The sequence below is a fragment of the Planococcus citreus genome, from assembly GCF_003664125.1.
Lineage (GTDB): Bacteria > Bacillota > Bacilli > Bacillales_A > Planococcaceae > Planococcus > Planococcus citreus.
In genome coordinates, this window is sequence record NZ_RCCP01000001.1 from 796,683 (window position 1) to 815,518 (window position 18,836).

An 18,836-nucleotide genomic window follows, 5' to 3' on the forward strand; every position below is an offset into this window, starting at 1 on the left:
ACTTCCTCTACTTTATAAACTAAGGGAATTAGGTAACCGTCTTTTAATGGTAAAACTAGTTCATTCTCATTTTTTTTTTTGCACACTTTGCTTCCCATATCCGGTAAGTCTGGCCCTCAAATATATAATAACTACCTGGGTAAGGGGTTGTTACCGCTCTAACTAATAGGTCAGCCTCTTTCATAGAATTAGAAGCAGTTATCTCTCCATCTTCTGGCTTTCTTCCTTCCCAGTAAGTCGCAAGCGCTTCATCTTGCTCTTTTGTTTTCAAGTTATCTTCTATAATTAATCGCCAAACTTGCTCCATCAATTTAACATGAGATTCATTTACTTTCTTGTACAAAGTTGTTGCATTTTCTGTAGGAGATATAGAAATCTCAACAGTATCAATGATAGGTCCTGTATCTACACCTTCATTAATCTTAAAAGCAGTAACACCTGTTTTATTAAGTTCTTTTAAGATTGTCCAAGGAACTGCCGCTCTTCCTCTTCCTTGAGGCAACAAGGTCGGATGCATACCAATACATCCATGTATTGGCGTATCCAATAACTCTTTTTTTGCAATTTGAGACCAACCGATAATAAACAGCAAGTCTATTTCTTTAATCTTTAGTTCGAAAAGTACTTCTTTATCATTAATATTATTGATTTTTAATAAAGGAACTTGATGTCTAGAAGAAAAGTCATCTAAATAAACTCTTCCGGATTTTTTCTTTGCCTTATCATCCTTTAGCGTAATTAAAAGATCCAGTTTTCCGTCAAGACGGTAGATTTCTTCAATACAACTCATTCCTAGCTCTACACATGTAGCAAATGCTATTTTCATAGTTTATGCTCTCCTCTATTAAAAAACTCTTCTAAATACACTTTCAAAAGCTTCAGCGTAGACAAGTCCAGCTTGGCTTCCTCTATATGTAGCTAAACTTTTGAGGTTTTCAGCACTTCTCGGATGAGGATAGTCCCTCATTACTCCTCGATACTTTGAAAGTGATTCGACTTTCTTTTCTACACCTGACTCGTGGATTTCAAAATACACATTGGCTTTGAATGTATTTAACGAACTATTGAGAGCCCAATCCGTTGAAGACGGGATTTCCATAAATAATAGTTCTTTTAACTGAACAACATCGGACCTTCTTTGAAAAAGTCTGGACGCTGCTTGACAAGCGATAGATACATGATAATGATCGTTATTTAAATCACCTGGATGATGGGTAAAAAGGACTTCTGTTTTTGTCTCAATCATTACTTTTTCAATGAATTGAACCAATTCGATTTGTTTCACAGTATTCAAAGCAATATTGGGAAATCCACCTTGAAACACCTTGTTTACTCCTAGTAATTTATTCGCTTCTTTTAAGTCTGAATTCAACTCTTCAGTTGTAGGTCGGAAGTTACGAATTTCTACTTCTGAGCAAAGAATACAAACATTCACTTCTTCTCCTCTTTGCGTTAAAGCGTGAATTGTTCCTCCTGCCCCTAAAACTTCATCATCTGGATGTGCTACTACAACTAAATATGACATTTTCCCACCTGATCCTTACTATTGTATTTTCACTTACTGATTGCTGACGAGAATGTTTGACTCGCCAACATTTTTACGATTTGCTAAGCCTACTAGAACTTCTTTCAGCTCTATATCGTTCATTTCATGTAGTTTTTCCATTATGTACTTCAGTTCTAATTCCGCTACCGGATTTGCTACTCCAATGAAAATTTTCGGGAACACTTGTTTATCCTGAATTTCATCAGAGTCCAATAATTCCTCGTACATCTTCTCTCCAGGTCGAATTCCTGAGAAATTAATTTGAATATCTTCTTCGGAGTAACCAGATAAACGAATAAGATTTTTCGCTAAATCAACTATCCTAACTGGTTCTCCCATATCAAGAACAAATACTTCTCCACCACGTGCTAATGTTCCAGCTTGTATTACCAGTCGTGAAGCCTCGGGAATCGTCATAAAATAGCGCGTCATATCTGGGTGTGTAACCGTCACCGGACCACCAGCTGCTATTTGTTTTTTGAAGAGTGGAATAACTGATCCACGGGATCCAAGCACGTTACCGAACCTAACTGCAACAAAAGTTGTTTCACTTCGCTTCGCTAGGTTTTGGACAATCATCTCCGCAAAACGCTTCGAGGCTCCCATCACATTCGGTGGATTAACTGCTTTATCGGTTGATACCATGACAAAGTTTCTTACTCCAGCCATATGGGAAGCTTCAGCGACATTCTTCGTTCCATAAATATTGTTTTTCACAGCCTCCATCGGATTTCCTTCCATTAAAGGAACATGCTTATGTGCTGCAGCGTGATATACAACATCTGGCTTGTATTCATCCATAATTGCTATAATTCTTTCGCGATCTTGAATGTCTGCAATTAGAGGCACAATCTCAGTTTCGTTACCGATAGCTTTTCGCAGCTCCATATCTATTAGATAGATAGAGTTTTCACCATGACCAAGTAATAAAAGTTGTTTTGGACCAAAGCGAGCGATTTGACGGCAAATTTCGGATCCAATCGAACCACCTGCGCCGGTCACTAAAATCGTCTTCCCCGTTAGTTGATCAGCGATTTTGTTCATATCAAGCTTCACTTCTTCACGTCCGAGAAGATCTTCAATTTTCACATCTTGAATGTCAGTCACAGAAACCTTCCCCGTCATAACGTCTTCAATAAGGGGGATAGTCTGAGTTTTGATACCGGTGTCCATACAGTGCTTAATTAGTTCTGCAGCTTCTTGCTTGGAAAGTGAGGGAATAGCAACGATGATGCGCTCAATCGCATTGTCTTTTGCGATGTCGCCAATATCTTTTGTCTCACCATGAACGACACGGACATCGTAAATATCGAGACCATGCTTGTTCTTGTCATCATCGACAAATAGTACAGGCAAAAATCCATTTTCAGGATTATTCAATAATTGGCGTGCAACAAGCGTGCCAGCTTTTCCTGCACCTACGATCATTGTTCTTTTCAGATTTTGAGCTGAAGATTTCAATTTAAAAGCTCGACCACGCATCATGCGCCACGAAAGGCGAGAACCACCGATTAAAAGCACATGAAGCATCCAAGTGATAGCTAACGCACGAATTAAGATGTCGCCACGATAGAGGAATTGGACAAGTCCAATTGCGACAATGGATAAAGTTACAGCTTTTACAATAGAAGAAAGTTCACCAATAGAGGCATATTCCCATACTTTTCGGTAAAGACCAAAATACATGGCAAAAACGTGATGAGCGATAAAGATAGTTAATGCGCTTGCTAAGAGGAATTGATTTTCGAAGATATCTACGTAAGGGTAGAGGATATAGTAGCCGACAAAGATGGAGAAAAATACGATCAGCGAATCGACTACTATGAGTAAAGACATTCTGTTTTTCAGTGACATGTGGATCCACCCTTTCACGAGGCATTACTATTTACATAAGTGCTGGAAATCTGTTGCTAATTTTAACATGCATTTTCCAGTAAAGATAGAGCAGAAATGTAAAATTCATACTAAAATATTAGGTTTTAAGCAAAGATATTCCACCACTTGCCCTTTCCTATGTCTTGTGGCTCAAGAACGTACAAGTCTTGGTCCAGGAGGATGCGGTCATTGTTCTCCAGGAGAATGTCAATCATCTGGTGACGGTTCTTTTTCTCCAGCACATCAAGGCCCGCATTGAAATGGAACGGCCGCACATCTTCACTGTGCACATCCGAACCATATACGTGAATCATGTTGGCATCGATGAGCTGAAGTGCTGTTTTTTGGATGCTTTTACCGAAGCTCCCAGAGAGGGATCCAGCTGTCACTTGAGCCATGGCACCGTGAATCAATAGCTTCTTTAAACGTTCAGGCTTTTGAATAATGCCTTGATTGCGCTCTGCATGAGCAATGATTGGAATATAGCCGGAAGTGATTAATTGCTGAATGACTGGGACGGTATAAGCAGGAATTCCAGAAGAAGGAAGCTCTAATAACACATAGCGTGATTCTGCTAAAGTCAAGGCTTCGCCATTTGCGAGACGTTCCGGTAGTTTATCCGACAAGCGGCATTCCTGTCCGCTGTAGATTTCAAGTGGCAATTGTGCTTCTTTTACATAGTCTTTCACTGTTTTCAATTGCATATGAAGTGCTGCGATATCGGTCTTGAAATTTGGGTGGTGGCCGTGCGGAGTCGCGATGATTCCTGTCAATTGCTCTTTAACTGCCATATCCAATAACCGCTTCGTGTGTTCCATTGTTTCTGCACCGTCATCCAGTGCTGGTAAAATATGTGAGTGTGTATCGATCATGTCTAGTTCCCTCCTGTTGCTCGGCAATCATTTCTCAGGTCCAGGTATTCATTTCTCTATAAGAGTTCTCTATATATTCGCTTATGATTGATAGATTTACCAATTATGGCTAGCTTTAAATCTTTCTTTGAAAAAATTGGGTGTCGTATCTAAAAGAAAAAGCAAAAGGAGAAGATGCCCCTTTTACTCTTCAGCATTGCCGTAGTATTGGTAATAATAGCTGTCTTTTGCCAGCTCAAAATTGTTCAATACGGCGCCGATTAATTTGCTATTGGACGCTTCGATTGCTTCTTTTGCCTTGGCTGCCATTTCCTTTTCTGTACTTCCGGAATTGACGACCAAAATGGCACCGTCGCATTTATTCGCGAGCACCTGACCATCCGTTACAGACAATACAGGCGGGGCGTCAAAAATCACGACGTCATATCGTTTCTTCAAATCAGAGATGAGCATCCCCATCGCGTTAGATGCCAATAGTTCTGCCGGATTTGGCGGAATAGGTCCACATGTCATCAAGTCGAGACGTTCGATTGTCGTCGGACGGATTGCGTCTTCCACTGTTGCTTGACGCGTCAAGACGTTGGATAGACCGATAGTGTTTGGCATATGGAATGTATAATGAGTCGTTGGTTTTCGCATATCGCCGTCTACAAGCAAGACAGTCTTTCCTTCTTGCGCGAAGACGGTCGCTAAGTTCGCGGACGTTGTCGACTTCCCTTCCCCTGGTGCAGCGGAAGTGACAACGATTGAACGAAGTTCCATATCAGGCGATGCAAAATTGACGTTTGTCCGCAAAGTACGAAATTGTTCAGAAACGACCGAGCGAGGCGTTGTATGCGTAACGACTTTTCGTGCAGTTGCTTGCAAACTCTGTTTTTTCTTAGCCATTCAATTCCGCCGCCTTTCTGCGATTGCTCGTTGTTGTTTCAAGTTCTGCTTTTTCTTTGATTGGTGAAATCACACCTAGTAGCGGAACTCCGAGGATGTCTTCGATGTCTTGTTCTGTCTTCATTGATGTATCCAGATATTCACGTAAGAATGCGATACCGACACCAAGCATCAAACCTACTACTGCAGCGATTGCCATGTTAAGAATCGGGTTCGGTTCAACCGGGCTTGGGTTTTCTTTCAATACTGCAGGGGATAAAATTGATACGTTGTCGACATTCATCAATTCACGAACATCGTTTTCAAATACTTCAGCTGTTGTATTGGCGATTTCCACTGCTTGCGCTGGATCTTCATCGCGTACGACTACGTTCACGACTTGCGAGTTTTCTGCTGTATTTACTGTTATTTTTTGAGTTAATGCTTCAGCGCTCATATCCAAATTCATCTGCTCGATGACTTGATCGAGAATCGCTGGGCTTTTGATGATGACCGAGTATGTATTGATGAGTTGCAAGTCAGTTTGGATGTTTTGGTTAGTCATCTGTGATGCTTCAGTTTGTTCTTGATTGACGAGGATTTGTGTTGAGTTCTCATAAATCGGTGTCAGAAACAAAAACGAAACCGCTCCTGCAATCGTGATCGCAAGGATCGTCGTAAGGACAATAATTCCGAAGTTCTTTTTTAATGTCTTGAATAAATCCTGTAAGCTAATAGTCTCTTCCATGTAGTAAATGGCTCCTTCTATTTCAATTTAAATAATAGACAAATTTAAACAACATAAGACAGTATATCACAGGAATATACCATTTGGACTTCCAATTTTAAAAAGTTATATAGGAACAAGGATGGATTTATGCTATCTTTAATTTATATAAATGGCTATTTTTGAAAGGAGTAAAGTATGAAGTTGTATAAATTAGGAGGGCTCGTTGCAGTCCTTGCCTGCTTAGGAATCCTTGTCTTTTCTTACTTATCTTGGCAGGACAAATTGCAAGGCGCTACCGGCACAAACGCTGAAGCGAGCACCGAAAGTAAAAACACCACGAGCGAAACCGAAAACACACAAAGTGAAGAAAAAAATGGCGAATCTGTGAATACCGATCTCTTCGCCAATATGGATGAACAAGTCCAGAAGCTGTTCCTTCAAAAAGGGACAGAAGGCGAAACGCTTCAACTATTAATTGCGGGATCTGAAGCACTCGAATCCGGCAATCCAGGTTATGCGGAACGCTTGAAGACTTCATTAGATGAAGTATATGGCGATTCGATTGAAGTTGCGATTGAGCCAGTAGAAGGAACATCCTACAATTTGCCGAGCGTGGATTTATCCGCCGGCTACGATCTAGTCTTACTCGAACCGATGACGCTTATGAACAACGACCGCATCTCCATTGAAGATGAACGCAAAGACGTCCGTGACTTCACCACTCGCCTGGAAGCAGAAAATCCAGACGCAGTTCTTGTCCTACACGCACCGCAGCCGATTTATGGTGCCGGGTTCTATTTGGCACAAGTGCAGGCACTCGAGGAATTCGCAAACCTTTACGGCCATCCGTACATTGAGCACTGGGATGCATGGCCCGACACGGACGACATCGCTTTGAAGGAACATTTGACCGAAGATGCCGTCCCTAATGATAAGGGCGCTGAAACGTGGGCATCTGAATTAAGCAATTATTTTATCGCGAACTAACGGAGGAACGAATGTGAAAAAGAAACGAAAATGGCCCAAGTACGTGCTCATTGCATTGCTTTTGGCAGTTATCGCTGGCGGCATCTATGCCTATAGCGTCTACTCAAACTTCACGACAACACTTGATACAATGCACGAACCAGTCGAACGCGAACAACCGTCTGTTGAACGGACTGAAATCGTTGAATTCGACCAGCAAGATCCATTCTCTGTGTTACTGCTCGGCGTTGACGAACGCGAAGATGATCGCGGCCGTTCGGACACGATGGTCGTCATGACCGTTAACCCAGAAACACAGTCAACAAAAATGGTCTCCATTCCGCGTGATACTTACACCGAAATTATCGGGCGCGGCACGACAGACAAGATCAACCATGCTTATGCATTCGGCGGCATTGAAATGTCGATGAATACAACTGAGAATTTACTTGATATCCCAATCGATTACGTCGTGCAAGTGAATATGGAAGGCTTTGAAGATATCGTCGATGCCGTGGACGGCGTGACCGTCAACAACTCACTCGCGTTCGATAACTTCCCAGAAGGCGAAATCCAATTGAACGGCGAACAGGCTCTCGACTACGTCCAAATGCGCAAACAAGATCCGCGCGGCGACTTCGGGCGCCAGGACCGTCAGAAACAAGTCATCCAAGGCATCATGAGAAAAGGCGCTTCCATTAACAGCCTCTGGAATTACAAAGACATCTTTGATGCCCTCGGGCAAAACGTCCGGACGAACATGACCTTCGACGAAATGGTCGATGTACAACGCAATTACCAAGACGCGGTAACCAATGTTGATCAGATGATTGTTGAAGACGGCTACGGGGAAACCATTAACGGCATCTGGTATTACATGATGGACGATGCAGAACTTGCAGAAATCCAGTCGACTTTGAAAGATCATTTAGAACTTACAGAGTCAATAGATTAAAAAAAGAGGCCACGCCGAAGCGGAATAACAAAGCTTCAGGGTGGCCACTTTTGTGTAGCAATTAAAATGGAGAGTCAAATTAATAAAAAGAAAAATCAAATTACCCAAACAACCTCAATATTAAACAATCGTAGTACTGCTTTATATTAAAAAATTTTTAACAAATAACATATGAGTTAATATTTAGATTTCAGGTAAATTAGAAGGATAGGAAGACCTGTTAAATATAAACTACATATATTAAGAAAGAAGGAAAATGGATGGGTGGATTTATATTATTCATTATTGTTGCAACCGTAATATTAGCATTTATAAGTGCAGTAGCACCTTTAGTTAATGATCATAACGAAGGGCAGATTGCTAAAGAAAAAATGGATAATCTTATTAATGAAAACAACATGACGTATTATGAGTGGCAATTATTCAACGGTGGACAAATTTTATTAGATAATACGGGCACTAGAATGTTGTGGATAATTGAACACAATGGCTATATTAGTCGCCATTATCATAACATAACAGACGTGAAATTGATTATTGATGACACAATTGAATATAGGTCTTCTCTAACTAGTGCTGTTGGCAGAGCAGCCATTGGTGGTTTAGCATTAGGAGGAGTAGGAGCTATAATAGGTGGTGTGACTGGCAAAAAGCATGGAAAGAAAATGGTCCATAAAATAGAGTTAGTGCTATCATATAATAACAGCGTAACTCCCTATAGCTCCATTGTCATACTTGATGAAAAAGGTGGAATTGATCTGGATAGCGAAATTTATCTAGAAGCTTATAAGCAAGGCATGTATTGGAGTAAAAAAATTTCATCTTTATCCGCTTAATAAAATCAAATTGTCCTTCTATTATTAGTGTGCAACTCAATAATAGAGGGGCTTTTTTATTCAAACACACTTTCACTTTAACGGTATAAATTCAACAAAAGGTTGTCCTACAGATATAAAACTCTTCGATTTAAATAAAAAATGGCCACCCTCAAAGGGCAGCCATCAATTCACCGGAGTTCAGTGCTTTTTTTTTAATGAGGTCGAACTTGGCCGCCTGCAGCTCACATTGCTGGACGAAGTAGACGAATGCCCGGCGCGGAATCCCCAGTTCTTTTGCACCGACAGCTGGACCCAAATCTTTCTCGATGTAGTAATCGTACATAATATCATCAATCGTTTGTTTATGCTCTCTCTCCAATTGCTTTTTCACTAGTTCGTAATCTTTCATGCGCCCGGACACTCCTCCTGTGTATTGCGTTTAGATACAGTTTGTTTTCATAAGATGTACCTATTATATTCCTTTTATATCCTTTTGACTAGTCAATTTTTGAATATTTGTACCTACTAATACAAATAAATTAAAGAAAATATTTTTAAACCGGTTCATTCATCCTCTTTCTGTCTTTGCACCTCTGTCATTTAGTGCATTCTTAACAAGATTTCTGCAAAGAAAAAACCGCTCCATCTGAAAATGGGCGGTTTGTATAATCACAGGCGCTGCAACTTGTCAGGCTTTAAATTGAATTCATGGACGAAATGCATAAACACTTGCCTTGGGATCCCAAGTTCCTGGGCGCCAGTGGCAGGGCCGTAATCTTTGTCGATGTAGATGGTGCGCATGATTTGTTCGATCGGTTCCCCGTATTTTTTCTCTAAGCGGTGTTGGTATTCAGCAAAATCCATCCTGCTCCACCTGCTTTCTGCTTATTCAGGGAGTGACTGGAGTCCCTTCCTGTATTATCTAATTTTTAGTATACAGCAGGTTTTCTCCAATTCCTAGACCAAATGATACAAATAACCGATAAATATTTTCCATTTTCATCAATTCGTCTTGAACGACACTTTTTTGAGCGAACTTTCAGACGAATTATATTTAGCACTATTAGCCCTCACTTTTGTTTGCCTGTGGCAATTTTCCGTTCGCCAGCTCGAGAAACTCCTTCATCACGGCATCGATTCCGAACTTGCGTGCTTTTTGCTTGCAGCGTTCCACCACTTTTCGGTAGGCGTTTTCCGAGACGAGCAGATTTTTCACCAGCTCGCCGATTTCGTAAGTCTCTGGTGCTTCCCAGTAAGATTCCCCGACTTCATAAGGCGGCAATTCATGGAAATAGCCTTCCGATAGCGCTTCGGCGTCATTGGCGCGTGACGTGATGCCCGGAACGCCCGCTCCGCACGCCTGGATCATCACCGCACCCGATCCGATAAAGCAGAAACTGTCTTTCAGCACATCTTCCATCCGCCCGCCTTTTGGCATCGAATGCAGAAAGATGTGTTCCCTTGCTTCGGATTCGTCGATGCTTTTCCGGAGACGCGCTTCGTCCGGCCCTTCCCCGTAAATATGGTACGTAAATTCGGGATCGATCTGGATGAGCTCTTCCATCAACTCGATCACTTGTGCGTAATGGGTCGTGAAGGCTTGGATCGCCCCAACCGAAACGATGCGCCTTGAATGCGGGCTGCCGAGCTGTTGGTCTTCAGTACCTTGTTCCACAGGCGGCGGCATGAATTGTTCCGGCACTTCGGTCTCTAATGCCCTCGCCGTATAGCGCCTTATGGTCGGGTTCATGAACACCAGTTTTTGATGAAACCCTTTATCAATCGCCTTCAGCGCGCGGATAATTTTTTTATTGCGTTCGAGCTTATACAGTTCCGGCTGATAGACGCCGGATAGGCGCACATGTGCAGGCAACGCATACGACAACAACAAGCCGGACGGGCTGAACGAATAAACCAGATCGTATTTATCGGACCGCACGAGCTGGTTCAATACGGACAAATCGAGCGGCGGTTCCTTGCCGTTATCGCGGACGATGAGCTCAAGCCCATCGATCTGCTGGAGGTGTTTGAGAAGTGGGCCGCCGCTGCTGTAGAGAAAGACACTTACTTCGTAGCCGTTATCTACCAGCCAGCGCGACATGCGGATGATGAGCGCTTCCACGCCGCCCGCTTTCATATGTTTATGGACGAGGGCAATTTTCCGGACTTGGCCGCTCGCCTTGTGATGGCTTTCTTCATTATGAATCGTTTCAAATGGGATCATGGGACACCTCATGGCAACTGTCGTTTGGTTTACGTGTTATACAACTTCCCAGAGCCGCTTTTTCGACAGCGTCCAGTCGATGGTTTCTTTGATGCCTTGATCGAAATGAGTTTCGGGGACGAAATCGAGCTTTAGTTTCAGTTTGTCGGCTGAAACGGCGAACCGGTGAGGCGCCTTGGCCCCGCCTGCCTGTTCTACAAAGCGGATGTAATGCTGATAGCTATCATTTCCCGGGAAATGACGGTCGAGCGATGCGCAGATCCGTTCCACGATTTCGAGTGTCTTGAGCGGCGCCTCGCCTCCCGCAAGATACGTCTCGCCTGCATCACCTAAATGGAACACGGTATCTGCGGCACGCCAGAAATCATCGATATACAGCCAGTCGTGGACATCTTCGCCTCCTGAATAGACAGGGATGATGCTGCCGGATAGGGCTTTTTGCAAAATGATCGGAATGAGCTTATCGTCTTGCTGATGCGGACCGAAGACATTCGATGCCTGCAAGATGACCGTATCGATCCCGTAGCTCTCATGGAATCCTGTGACCATCAAATCCGAACTCGCTTTGCTCGCCGCGTAGGGGCTGATCGGATCGTATTTCAAAGTCTCGTCCGCAAAACCATCTGCTCTCGGACCGTATACTTGATCGGTCGAGATATGCAAAAAGCGTGAGCCTGCGTAGCGTGGTTTCATTTCAAACGGGCCATCCATCCATTGCTTGCGCGCGGCATCGAGCACATGGAACGTGCCGAGCACATTGGTTTCCGCAAAAATGCCCGGATTTCGCATCGATTCGCCGACATGCGTTTTCGCCGCAAAATGGGCGACATCGCTAATCTCATAATGTTCGAATAGTTGTGCGACCGCATCGCTATTGCGGATATCGACTTGGTGAAACGCATAGCGATTGCAAGCTGCTAACGGCCGCAACAGTTCCGGCACGTTGTCCGCTTCCTCGTCGATCGCCACTACTTGGTAGGCCGGGTATTTGATAAGTAATTCGTGGATAAAGCGCGATCCCAAAAAGCCGTGTCCTCCCGTTACTAAAATCGTTCTCATGATTGGCTTTTCCTCCTCTCCTATCGGTTTGAATCCCACATCAGTTCTCATGGTGCCCCCACCTCTTCCGCCGTTTTCTCTAATTTACCGGTCAGAAGTTAAAAACAAGTAAAAAACTTGTATTTTAAATAATGGTTTAAGTATACAAAAAAATTAGGTATTATGGAACACTTTTGGTAAATTTTAAGAGACTATAGTTATAACTATTGCAAGATATTATCCATTTACTTAATAAGAAGAGAACAAACTTGCAGTAAACCCCGTTTCTTTATAAATTATTGCTATTAGAAATCGTGTTTTGTATTAGAAATTAGAGAGAAAGAATGAATCTTGGGGTTTTCGGCGTTAGAAAAGGTGGCTATTATGTAGAAGAAAGCGAAATTGGGTATGGTAAGGTAACGGAAAGAAAGGAGATGTGGCGTATCGAGATACCAATTGTTATGTATATTCTTTTCGTAGGCGCTGCGCTCATTATGGGGGCACTCTCTGCCATTATTTTCATGACGATCTATCGCAAGAACAAACGCGCTGGCCTATTAGTGGGCTCGCTGTTCCTTCTCTGGTTTGCCTATCAGATGTTCACGCTGTCCAATATCTCCGCATCGCTCGCTGTGACGGTGTTTGTGGTTTATCTGTTCTACGGGATTGCGGCTTATCGGAAGTTGAAAGCTGAAGGATCTTTGGCTTGAGGGATCAGCCCCGCTAGGGGGATTTGTGTCAATCTGGCTCATTCACCTTGTTCTGGTTATAGTGAATGGAGAACTGGTTGCCTGATGCGTCTGTTTTTATTCGCAGTCACCGCTTAGGGTTGAGCTTTCGCCATAAGCCAATGAATTGGCGAAAGGCAGTTGAGCCGATTCATTTGCGACACATCTGCCTCGCAGATGTGGGAGCAAGGTGTTTAAGCGAGGCTAAGCAAAGCGACAGCAGAGAAATGACTTTGCTGAAGTTGATGATTGCTTCGCTTCACCCATGGCGCGGAACTGCTTGGAAATTTCATTGTGAAGAGTTAGTGAGATGTGAGTGTTACAGTACTTATCGCACGGCTGTATTGACACTTAGTATTTGGGGTGACTGACTAAAGCTTGTCTATTCCACTGCACAAAGAAACTTTGCATTGGAAGCGGCTGAAGCCGGCCCCCGGGCAGCTTGAAAACGCGACGTCCTGTCGCATCAGCTGCATGACCCGCATCCTGCAGACCCAAAGCGTCGGCTTGCAGCGCAATCTCCCCCCACTATCCTTTCCTATATAAAACAAAAAAACAGACCCGAGAAAAAATCTCTCCGGTCTGTTTTTCTGTTTACTGGATCGTGTAGCCGTATTTCGCGAAGCCGTTTTGTGTGGCTTCGATATACTGGATCGCTGGCTCTTTTTCTGCCAAGCTTTGTGCTGAATTCGACGTTTCGAACACAAGATTCGGGTCGCCTGCTACCGGCGCAAACTGCCAGTTACCGTCTGCAGACGGGTCGATTGTACCGACTTCTACGATGTAATCCTGGATCGCTTGGCGGTTCTCATACGCAAAGTCGATGGATTCTGTTGCATTGCGGACGCCTGGGAAGTTGCCGCTTGCACGGTAGTTGTTCGTCACAACTAAGAATTCCTGGTTCGGGTCGATCGCTGCACCTTCGTATTGAAGGTTCTCGATGCGTTCTGCGCCTTCATTGACAACAGCGCCTTCGCCGTCGTATTTCGCTGGCTCTGTGATGTCGATATCGTATGTGACACCGTCGATGACATCGAAGTTATACGTGCGGTAGTTGTCGTTGATGAATGTCTGCTCGCCCGCTGCGTTCGGGTCGATTTGCTTGAACTGGCCGGCTGACATTTCGAGCCATTCCTTAAGGTCTGCGCCTGTCAGTTTCAAGACGAAGACAGTGTTGTCGTAGACGTAAAGGTCTGCGACGTTCTTGATGGCGATTTCGCCAGTTTCGATATTCGTGTAGTAATCGCCGCCGTTGCGTCCGCCTGCTTTAAACGGAGCTGCTGCGGAAAGTAACGGAAGATCTGCGTTTGCCGTTCCAGCGAGTTGCTGCTCGGCGTACCAAAGTTGTGCATTGTTGACGATCTGCACGGACGGGTCATCTTGCACAAGTGAGAAATAGCTGTTGATCGGAGCCGTTGTTTCGCCGACAGGGCTGCGGATGTATTCCACCGTGCCTTCGTGCGTTTCTTTCACGGCTTCAATCACTTGCTCAGCGACTTCATCTGTCTTTGAATCAATGGCGCGCAGTTCCGCTTCACCGTTTGTGATGCGCCATTTCTTGCCGCGCGGCTCCAGCGTCAAATCGATGACGCCGAGATGGCTGCCGAATTTACCAGGCATGACCACCGGCGTGCCGTTGATCGTTCCGTTTTCCTGGTCGACATTCGCCAATTCGCTATAAGATCCTGGGAACACGTCATGGTTGTGGCCCGTGATGATGGCATCGACGCCGTCCACTTCCGTTAATTGATAGGTAACGTTTTCTTCGCCGACCGTATGGACTTCATCGCCCATGCCGGAGTGGGAAAGAACAACGACGACGTCCGCTCCTGCTTTCTCGACTTCCGGAATGAATTTCTCGACCGTTTCGACAGCATCTTTGGCGATGACTTCGCCTTCAAGATGCGCGCGGTCCCATTCCATGATGCCCGGTGCCACGACGCCGATGACGCCGACTTGGATCGTGTGTTTCTTGCCTTTGCGGTCCGTCACTTCTTTATCCATGATCGTGTACGGCGTGAAACGGTTCTCGCCGGTTTCTACATCATAGACATTGGCATTGAGTACCGGGAACGGTGCTTCCTCTAATGCGTTATCGAGATACTCAAGGCCGAAGTTGAATTCGTGGTTGCCGAGTGTCGACGCATCGAAATCGAGTGACTCGAGCGCTGCGAATGCAGGATGCAATTCATCTTTTTCGAGCGGATCGACATTCACTTTATAGCCGCCGAACGGAGTGCCTTGGATCAAGTCGCCGTTATCGAACAACAATGTGTTGTCATTTTCCTCGCGCGCATCTTCAATCAAGACTCCTGTTTTCGCGAGCGACAATGAATTGGATTTCGCGTCGCGGTAGTAATCGTAGTTAACGAAGTTTGTATGTAAATCTGAGGTGCCGAGAATCTGTAATTCCACTTCTTTGAGTTTTCCTTTTTTGCCGCTGTTCTTCCATTCCTGGATGTATTCTTTAAAGCTTTGCCCCTTGCCTTTTCCAGGGTTCTCTTGCGCTTGCGGATTGCTATCTCCCGCTGCAATCGCTGGTGCCCCCGTTGTCAAACTGCCTAGCGCAAGCACCGAAGCGGCGAGCGTCAAGGATAGTTTCTTGCTCATTCTTCCATCTCCTCTTAGTTCATAATGGTCAAGCAAAGTTATTATACTACTTCGGGTTTCGGAATAGAATGCGTTTACACAAAATTGTGTCTATTGTAATAAGCTTTACTTGATGGAACTGTATTGATGGGTTTCTGGAGAACAAATAGTCATGCGAGAATTATAGCTAATTGATTAGTTGTGTGAGATGGGGTGGGAATTACATTCAACTGAAGTTGATAGAGACTTGTAATTGGTTCTGTTTTTAGTGTCTGTTTATGTAGCCGCAGTGTCCGCTTGGGGTTGAGCTTTCGCAATAAGCTAAGAAGAACGCTTGTCTTATTGCTTCGCTTCACCCTTGGCGCGGAACCGCTTTTAGATCTCGTTGATTGTGAATAGTCACGAGTGAGTGGTTTTGCATCCCGCATCCGCTGTTATATACAGCTTAGTGTTTGTAGAACTTCAATCCGTAAAAAAAGAGCAGTCGCTTTGACCGCTCCGTTTTGTTTTGAGTTTTGCACGATTCTTCTTTGGTTACAAACCAATTGTGTCTACTGCGTAGACGGCGTCAGCATTGCTAAAGCCTTCAAATTCCAGCTGTTCAATGAGACCGGCTCTGGAAAATGGCGTGTAGTCCAAGTAATCCTGTGCTTTTTTGACGGCTTGTTCTCTCCAGTCGACAGTGATGTTTTCGACAGCATACGCGGCATCTTCATTGCTGAAACCTTCGAAGACCAGCTGTTCGATGAGGCCAGATTTGGAGAAGGCTGTGTATGCCAGGTAATCTTGGGCTTTGAGGACAGATTGAGCTCTCCAATCGACATCGATTTTGTCGACTGCGTATACAGCATCTGCATTGCTATAGCCCTCGAATTCCAATTGCTCCACTAGGCCGTTCTTCGAGAAGGCAGTATAGCTGATGTAATTTTTGGCGTGTTCGACTGCTTGTTGTTGGGATAGCGTTCCGGCTTCGGCAGCCGCTTTTTCTGCTGCGGCTTTTTCTGCCGCTTCCTCTTCAGCTGCGTTGCGAGCTGCTTCTTCCTCAGCTTCGCGGGCGGCGGCTTCTTCTGCTTCACGTTCTGCTTCTTCTGCCGCAGCTTGTTCTTCCGCCTCTTTTGCTGCAGCTTCCGCAGCTTCTTCCGCTTCGCGAGCGGCTTGTTCTTCCGCTTCGCGCTCAGCATCTTCATCGGCTGTTTCTTCCTCAGGCGGTGCTTCAGCTTCTACTTCTTCCACAGCTGCCAGATCTTCTTCGACCGGATCCGCCGTGACTCCAAGCATTACGAACGAAATCAATAACGCAGGCACAAAGTACATCACAACTTTCTTTCGGTTGCGTCCGGATTCAGGCAGCCACTTCAAAATAAGGCTCGGTTTGATTAAACCTATAATCAAGGCAATCCCAGAAAGCAAAAACAGCAGCAAGAAAACATTATCCATTCTTTTCCCTCCTCATTAAATGATTGGATGGCAGTAAACAAGGATTAGCCTATTCGTATTTATTAATGACTATATGCCAACTCCTTCAATAGAACTTTTTAACCGAACTAATTGTCTTAATTTTCATTATAATGATTAATTATTACTAAAACAATGAAAAAATCTATTTATTCTAATTCCAAGATTTCTTCAATCAAAAAAGCAGACCCAAGAAAAGTTTTCTCCGGCCTGCCTTTGTTTAACTAAAGTGTCTAATTTTGAAATTCTACATCTGATTTTTAGCTTCCTGTTTCTTATCCATTCACTTGTGAAACGGAAGACAAAGTTGCCATAGCGGATCCACTCAAACTTTCTCCGTCCGATACCCAAAACCAAAATCTTTGAATTGTTGGGTGTCGCCTCTTCCTTCTTTGGCCGCTCTATTTGCCAAAACAAAAAGCCCTGCAAACAACAGAGCTTTATTACCTTTATGCTATTTATACGTCCTATTGAAGAATCTTTTTCAGATCTTGCGTCTGTTCTGCCGTCAGCCTGAAGAATTCTTGGTTTTCTTTATGGGATAGGACGTTGCGTTCATTGGACATGATGGCCCGGCCATTGTCGCGGTACCAGACAAAACGACGGACTTCCTGGACGCCATCGTCTGGGCGGTCAATGGTGAAGACAGCCTGCGGTTCAACCGACAACCGGTCGAGCGACTCGAGCTCGGTTTCGTTTTGCAGAATCGTTCTGAGTGACACAATGGAAGCTCGGTCACTGATGTCTTTCTGGAAATGAACCCCTTCGGTCAAGCCATCGCTAAATGGCACGCCGACCCGTATGACTTCATTATGTGTACATGCCGATAGCACAATCGCCATCGCTATCATTACGCCTAGCCAAATCGACCTCTTGATACTATCACCCCTTTATACCCACAAACCCGCCTTTATTTACAATTAAATACAGCTTATCATGGTATTCCGTTTAATACGAGTTATTCTATCAAATCCATCAAATTTTTAATCATTAACCCCGTCCACACACTGCCACATTAATCAGTGGCCTCTTGTGTATAGAGTTATATAGACATAAGTGCTTAGATTCCCTATGGCACTAGCCTTCTCACTACCGGTGTCTTCTGCATCAGGCGGATGACGACATACGACAAGATGAAGATGACGATCCACGACAAGGGCACGCCAATCCACACGTTGATGGTCGTTTCGTTGAAATTAAACAAGCGGTTCAAATACGTCTGGATCAGCGGGTGAATGATATAGACACCAAACGTCGCCGTGCTGATGCGCGTAATGAGCGGCGTCGATTTCAAGTTCTTGCCGAGTTGCTGGAACGCAACGAAGACGAAGAGCGAAACAAAGATCGCGTGAGGGTAATAATGCTCGTAGAAGAAGTCATCGAAATCGCCCGCTTCACGCCCCACATTGGCCGACACCGTTCCGTACAGCGTAACCGCATAGCCAATAATCGCGAGCACTCCAAGTGTCGGTAGCCAGCGCTTCGGCAATGGGTACATGACCAGATATGCACCGAGAAGGAAATAGCCTATATACGGCGCGAACATTTGCCCCGCAAAAGCGACTTCATAACCTGTCGCCCGCGTGAAAATCGGCACCGCGGCTGAGAACAAGAACCAGAATGCGAAGAAATAATGGAACATCGTCTTGTCCATATGCTTAACGAGTATGCGTAAAAACGGCGCCATCAAATACAGCCCCGTGATGATATAGAGGAACCAAAGATGGAAATAAATATCGTCTGAAATGAATGCACCGAGCATTTGCCCTGGCGTATATTCCTCCCCGAGTTGAAAAATATTATAGGCCATGTAGATGGCGCTCCAGAACACGAGCGGCAATAGGACTTTGCCGAGCCGCTTCCGGAGAAATTCACCGATCTGTTCTTTTGAGTCGCGCGTAAGGAGCAATGCGCCGCTCAGCATGAAGAAGATCGGCACGCACCAGCGGAGTGCGCTGTCGATCGCGTTTGCGTAATGCCATTCCCAATCGCCGGTTGTGTAATTATTGATGATTTTCGATGCGACGTGGACGCCAACGACCGTAATGATCGCAAACACCCGCATCCAGTCCATATAGCCGTATCTTCGTGCCATTGGGTTGACCTCTTTTCACTATGATTCCTCGCTTATTTTAACCGAGCCGCCGCTGCAATTACCACGACAAACGCATTA

At 44.6% G+C, this 18,836-nt stretch carries 18 protein-coding genes; 4 read left to right on the forward strand and 14 right to left on the reverse strand.

Annotated features, from left to right (window positions below; translation table 11 throughout):
• Positions 1 to 55: 55 nt before the first annotated feature.
• The 6 genes from DFR62_RS03960 to DFR62_RS03985 all read right to left on the reverse strand — a co-directional run bounded on the left by DFR62_RS03960 (position 56) and on the right by DFR62_RS03985 (position 5,908).
• The gene (locus DFR62_RS03960) at positions 56 to 826 is read right to left on the reverse strand and encodes a formyltransferase family protein (protein WP_241663162.1); all 771 of its coding nucleotides are present in this window, start codon (positions 824 to 826) and stop codon (positions 56 to 58) included.
• A gap of 18 nt (positions 827 to 844) precedes the next feature.
• Positions 845 to 1,525: a PIG-L deacetylase family protein gene (locus DFR62_RS03965; RefSeq protein ID WP_121298162.1), complete on the reverse strand. Its 681-nt coding sequence runs from the start codon at positions 1,523 to 1,525 to the stop codon at positions 845 to 847.
• A 33-nt stretch (positions 1,526 to 1,558) separates the two neighbouring features.
• The gene (locus DFR62_RS03970) at positions 1,559 to 3,400 is read right to left on the reverse strand and encodes a polysaccharide biosynthesis protein (protein ID WP_121298163.1); all 1,842 of its coding nucleotides are present in this window, start codon (positions 3,398 to 3,400) and stop codon (positions 1,559 to 1,561) included.
• A gap of 125 nt (positions 3,401 to 3,525) precedes the next feature.
• On the reverse strand, positions 3,526 to 4,293 hold the full coding sequence (locus DFR62_RS03975) for a tyrosine-protein phosphatase (RefSeq protein WP_121298164.1): 768 nt from the start codon (positions 4,291 to 4,293) through the stop codon (positions 3,526 to 3,528).
• A 183-nt stretch (positions 4,294 to 4,476) separates the two neighbouring features.
• Entirely contained in the window at positions 4,477 to 5,181 is a 705-nt protein-coding gene (locus tag DFR62_RS03980) for a CpsD/CapB family tyrosine-protein kinase (protein ID WP_121298165.1), read from the reverse strand.
• Positions 5,174 to 5,908, reverse strand: a complete 735-nt coding sequence (locus DFR62_RS03985) for a YveK family protein (RefSeq protein ID WP_121298166.1) — start codon at positions 5,906 to 5,908, stop codon at positions 5,174 to 5,176. Before DFR62_RS03985 ends, DFR62_RS03980 begins: the two co-directional genes overlap by 8 nt.
• 177 nt (positions 5,909 to 6,085) lie before the next feature.
• Between DFR62_RS03985 and DFR62_RS03990 the strand changes: the two genes are divergently transcribed.
• From DFR62_RS03990 to DFR62_RS04000, 3 genes are all read left to right on the forward strand, one after another.
• Positions 6,086 to 6,877: an SGNH/GDSL hydrolase family protein gene (locus DFR62_RS03990; RefSeq protein ID WP_121298167.1), complete on the forward strand. Its 792-nt coding sequence runs from the start codon at positions 6,086 to 6,088 to the stop codon at positions 6,875 to 6,877.
• Between the two features lie 13 nt (positions 6,878 to 6,890).
• Entirely contained in the window at positions 6,891 to 7,811 is a 921-nt protein-coding gene (locus DFR62_RS03995; RefSeq protein ID WP_175578546.1) for an LCP family glycopolymer transferase, read from the forward strand.
• A 260-nt stretch (positions 7,812 to 8,071) separates the two neighbouring features.
• Positions 8,072 to 8,647 (forward strand): hypothetical protein, encoded by a 576-nt coding sequence (locus tag DFR62_RS04000; protein ID WP_121298169.1) that lies wholly within the window; start codon positions 8,072 to 8,074, stop codon positions 8,645 to 8,647.
• Positions 8,648 to 8,798: 151 nt separating this feature from the next.
• On the opposite strand, the gene DFR62_RS04005 is transcribed toward DFR62_RS04000, so the two are convergent.
• The 4 genes from DFR62_RS04005 to DFR62_RS04020 all read right to left on the reverse strand — a co-directional run bounded on the left by DFR62_RS04005 (position 8,799) and on the right by DFR62_RS04020 (position 11,912).
• A complete protein-coding gene (locus tag DFR62_RS04005; protein WP_121298170.1) occupies positions 8,799 to 9,038 on the reverse strand; it encodes a hypothetical protein in 240 nt (79 codons plus the stop codon).
• A gap of 260 nt (positions 9,039 to 9,298) precedes the next feature.
• Complete coding sequence (locus tag DFR62_RS04010) at positions 9,299 to 9,493, reverse strand: hypothetical protein (RefSeq protein ID WP_121298171.1); 195 nt, start codon at positions 9,491 to 9,493, stop codon at positions 9,299 to 9,301.
• Between the two features lie 199 nt (positions 9,494 to 9,692).
• The gene (locus DFR62_RS04015) at positions 9,693 to 10,853 is read right to left on the reverse strand and encodes a glycosyltransferase (RefSeq protein WP_158290845.1); all 1,161 of its coding nucleotides are present in this window, start codon (positions 10,851 to 10,853) and stop codon (positions 9,693 to 9,695) included.
• 36 nt (positions 10,854 to 10,889) lie between these two features.
• Positions 10,890 to 11,912 (reverse strand): dTDP-glucose 4,6-dehydratase, encoded by a 1,023-nt coding sequence (locus tag DFR62_RS04020; RefSeq protein WP_208640406.1) that lies wholly within the window; start codon positions 11,910 to 11,912, stop codon positions 10,890 to 10,892.
• A 323-nt stretch (positions 11,913 to 12,235) separates the two neighbouring features.
• On the opposite strand from DFR62_RS04020, the gene DFR62_RS04025 reads away from it, so the two are divergent.
• Complete coding sequence (locus DFR62_RS04025) at positions 12,236 to 12,601, forward strand: hypothetical protein (RefSeq protein WP_121298174.1); 366 nt, start codon at positions 12,236 to 12,238, stop codon at positions 12,599 to 12,601.
• A gap of 612 nt (positions 12,602 to 13,213) precedes the next feature.
• Here DFR62_RS04025 and DFR62_RS04030 read toward each other — a convergent pair.
• The 4 genes from DFR62_RS04030 to DFR62_RS04045 all read right to left on the reverse strand — a co-directional run bounded on the left by DFR62_RS04030 (position 13,214) and on the right by DFR62_RS04045 (position 18,758).
• A complete protein-coding gene (locus tag DFR62_RS04030; protein ID WP_121298175.1) occupies positions 13,214 to 15,229 on the reverse strand; it encodes a bifunctional 2',3'-cyclic-nucleotide 2'-phosphodiesterase/3'-nucleotidase in 2,016 nt (671 codons plus the stop codon).
• A gap of 513 nt (positions 15,230 to 15,742) precedes the next feature.
• Complete coding sequence (locus DFR62_RS04035) at positions 15,743 to 16,645, reverse strand: Ltp family lipoprotein (RefSeq protein WP_121298176.1); 903 nt, start codon at positions 16,643 to 16,645, stop codon at positions 15,743 to 15,745.
• 485 nt (positions 16,646 to 17,130) lie between these two features.
• Positions 17,131 to 17,505, reverse strand: a complete 375-nt coding sequence (locus DFR62_RS04040; protein ID WP_121298177.1) for a hypothetical protein — start codon at positions 17,503 to 17,505, stop codon at positions 17,131 to 17,133.
• A gap of 227 nt (positions 17,506 to 17,732) precedes the next feature.
• Complete coding sequence (locus tag DFR62_RS04045) at positions 17,733 to 18,758, reverse strand: acyltransferase (protein WP_121298178.1); 1,026 nt, start codon at positions 18,756 to 18,758, stop codon at positions 17,733 to 17,735.
• Between the last annotated feature and the right edge of the window lie 78 nt (positions 18,759 to 18,836).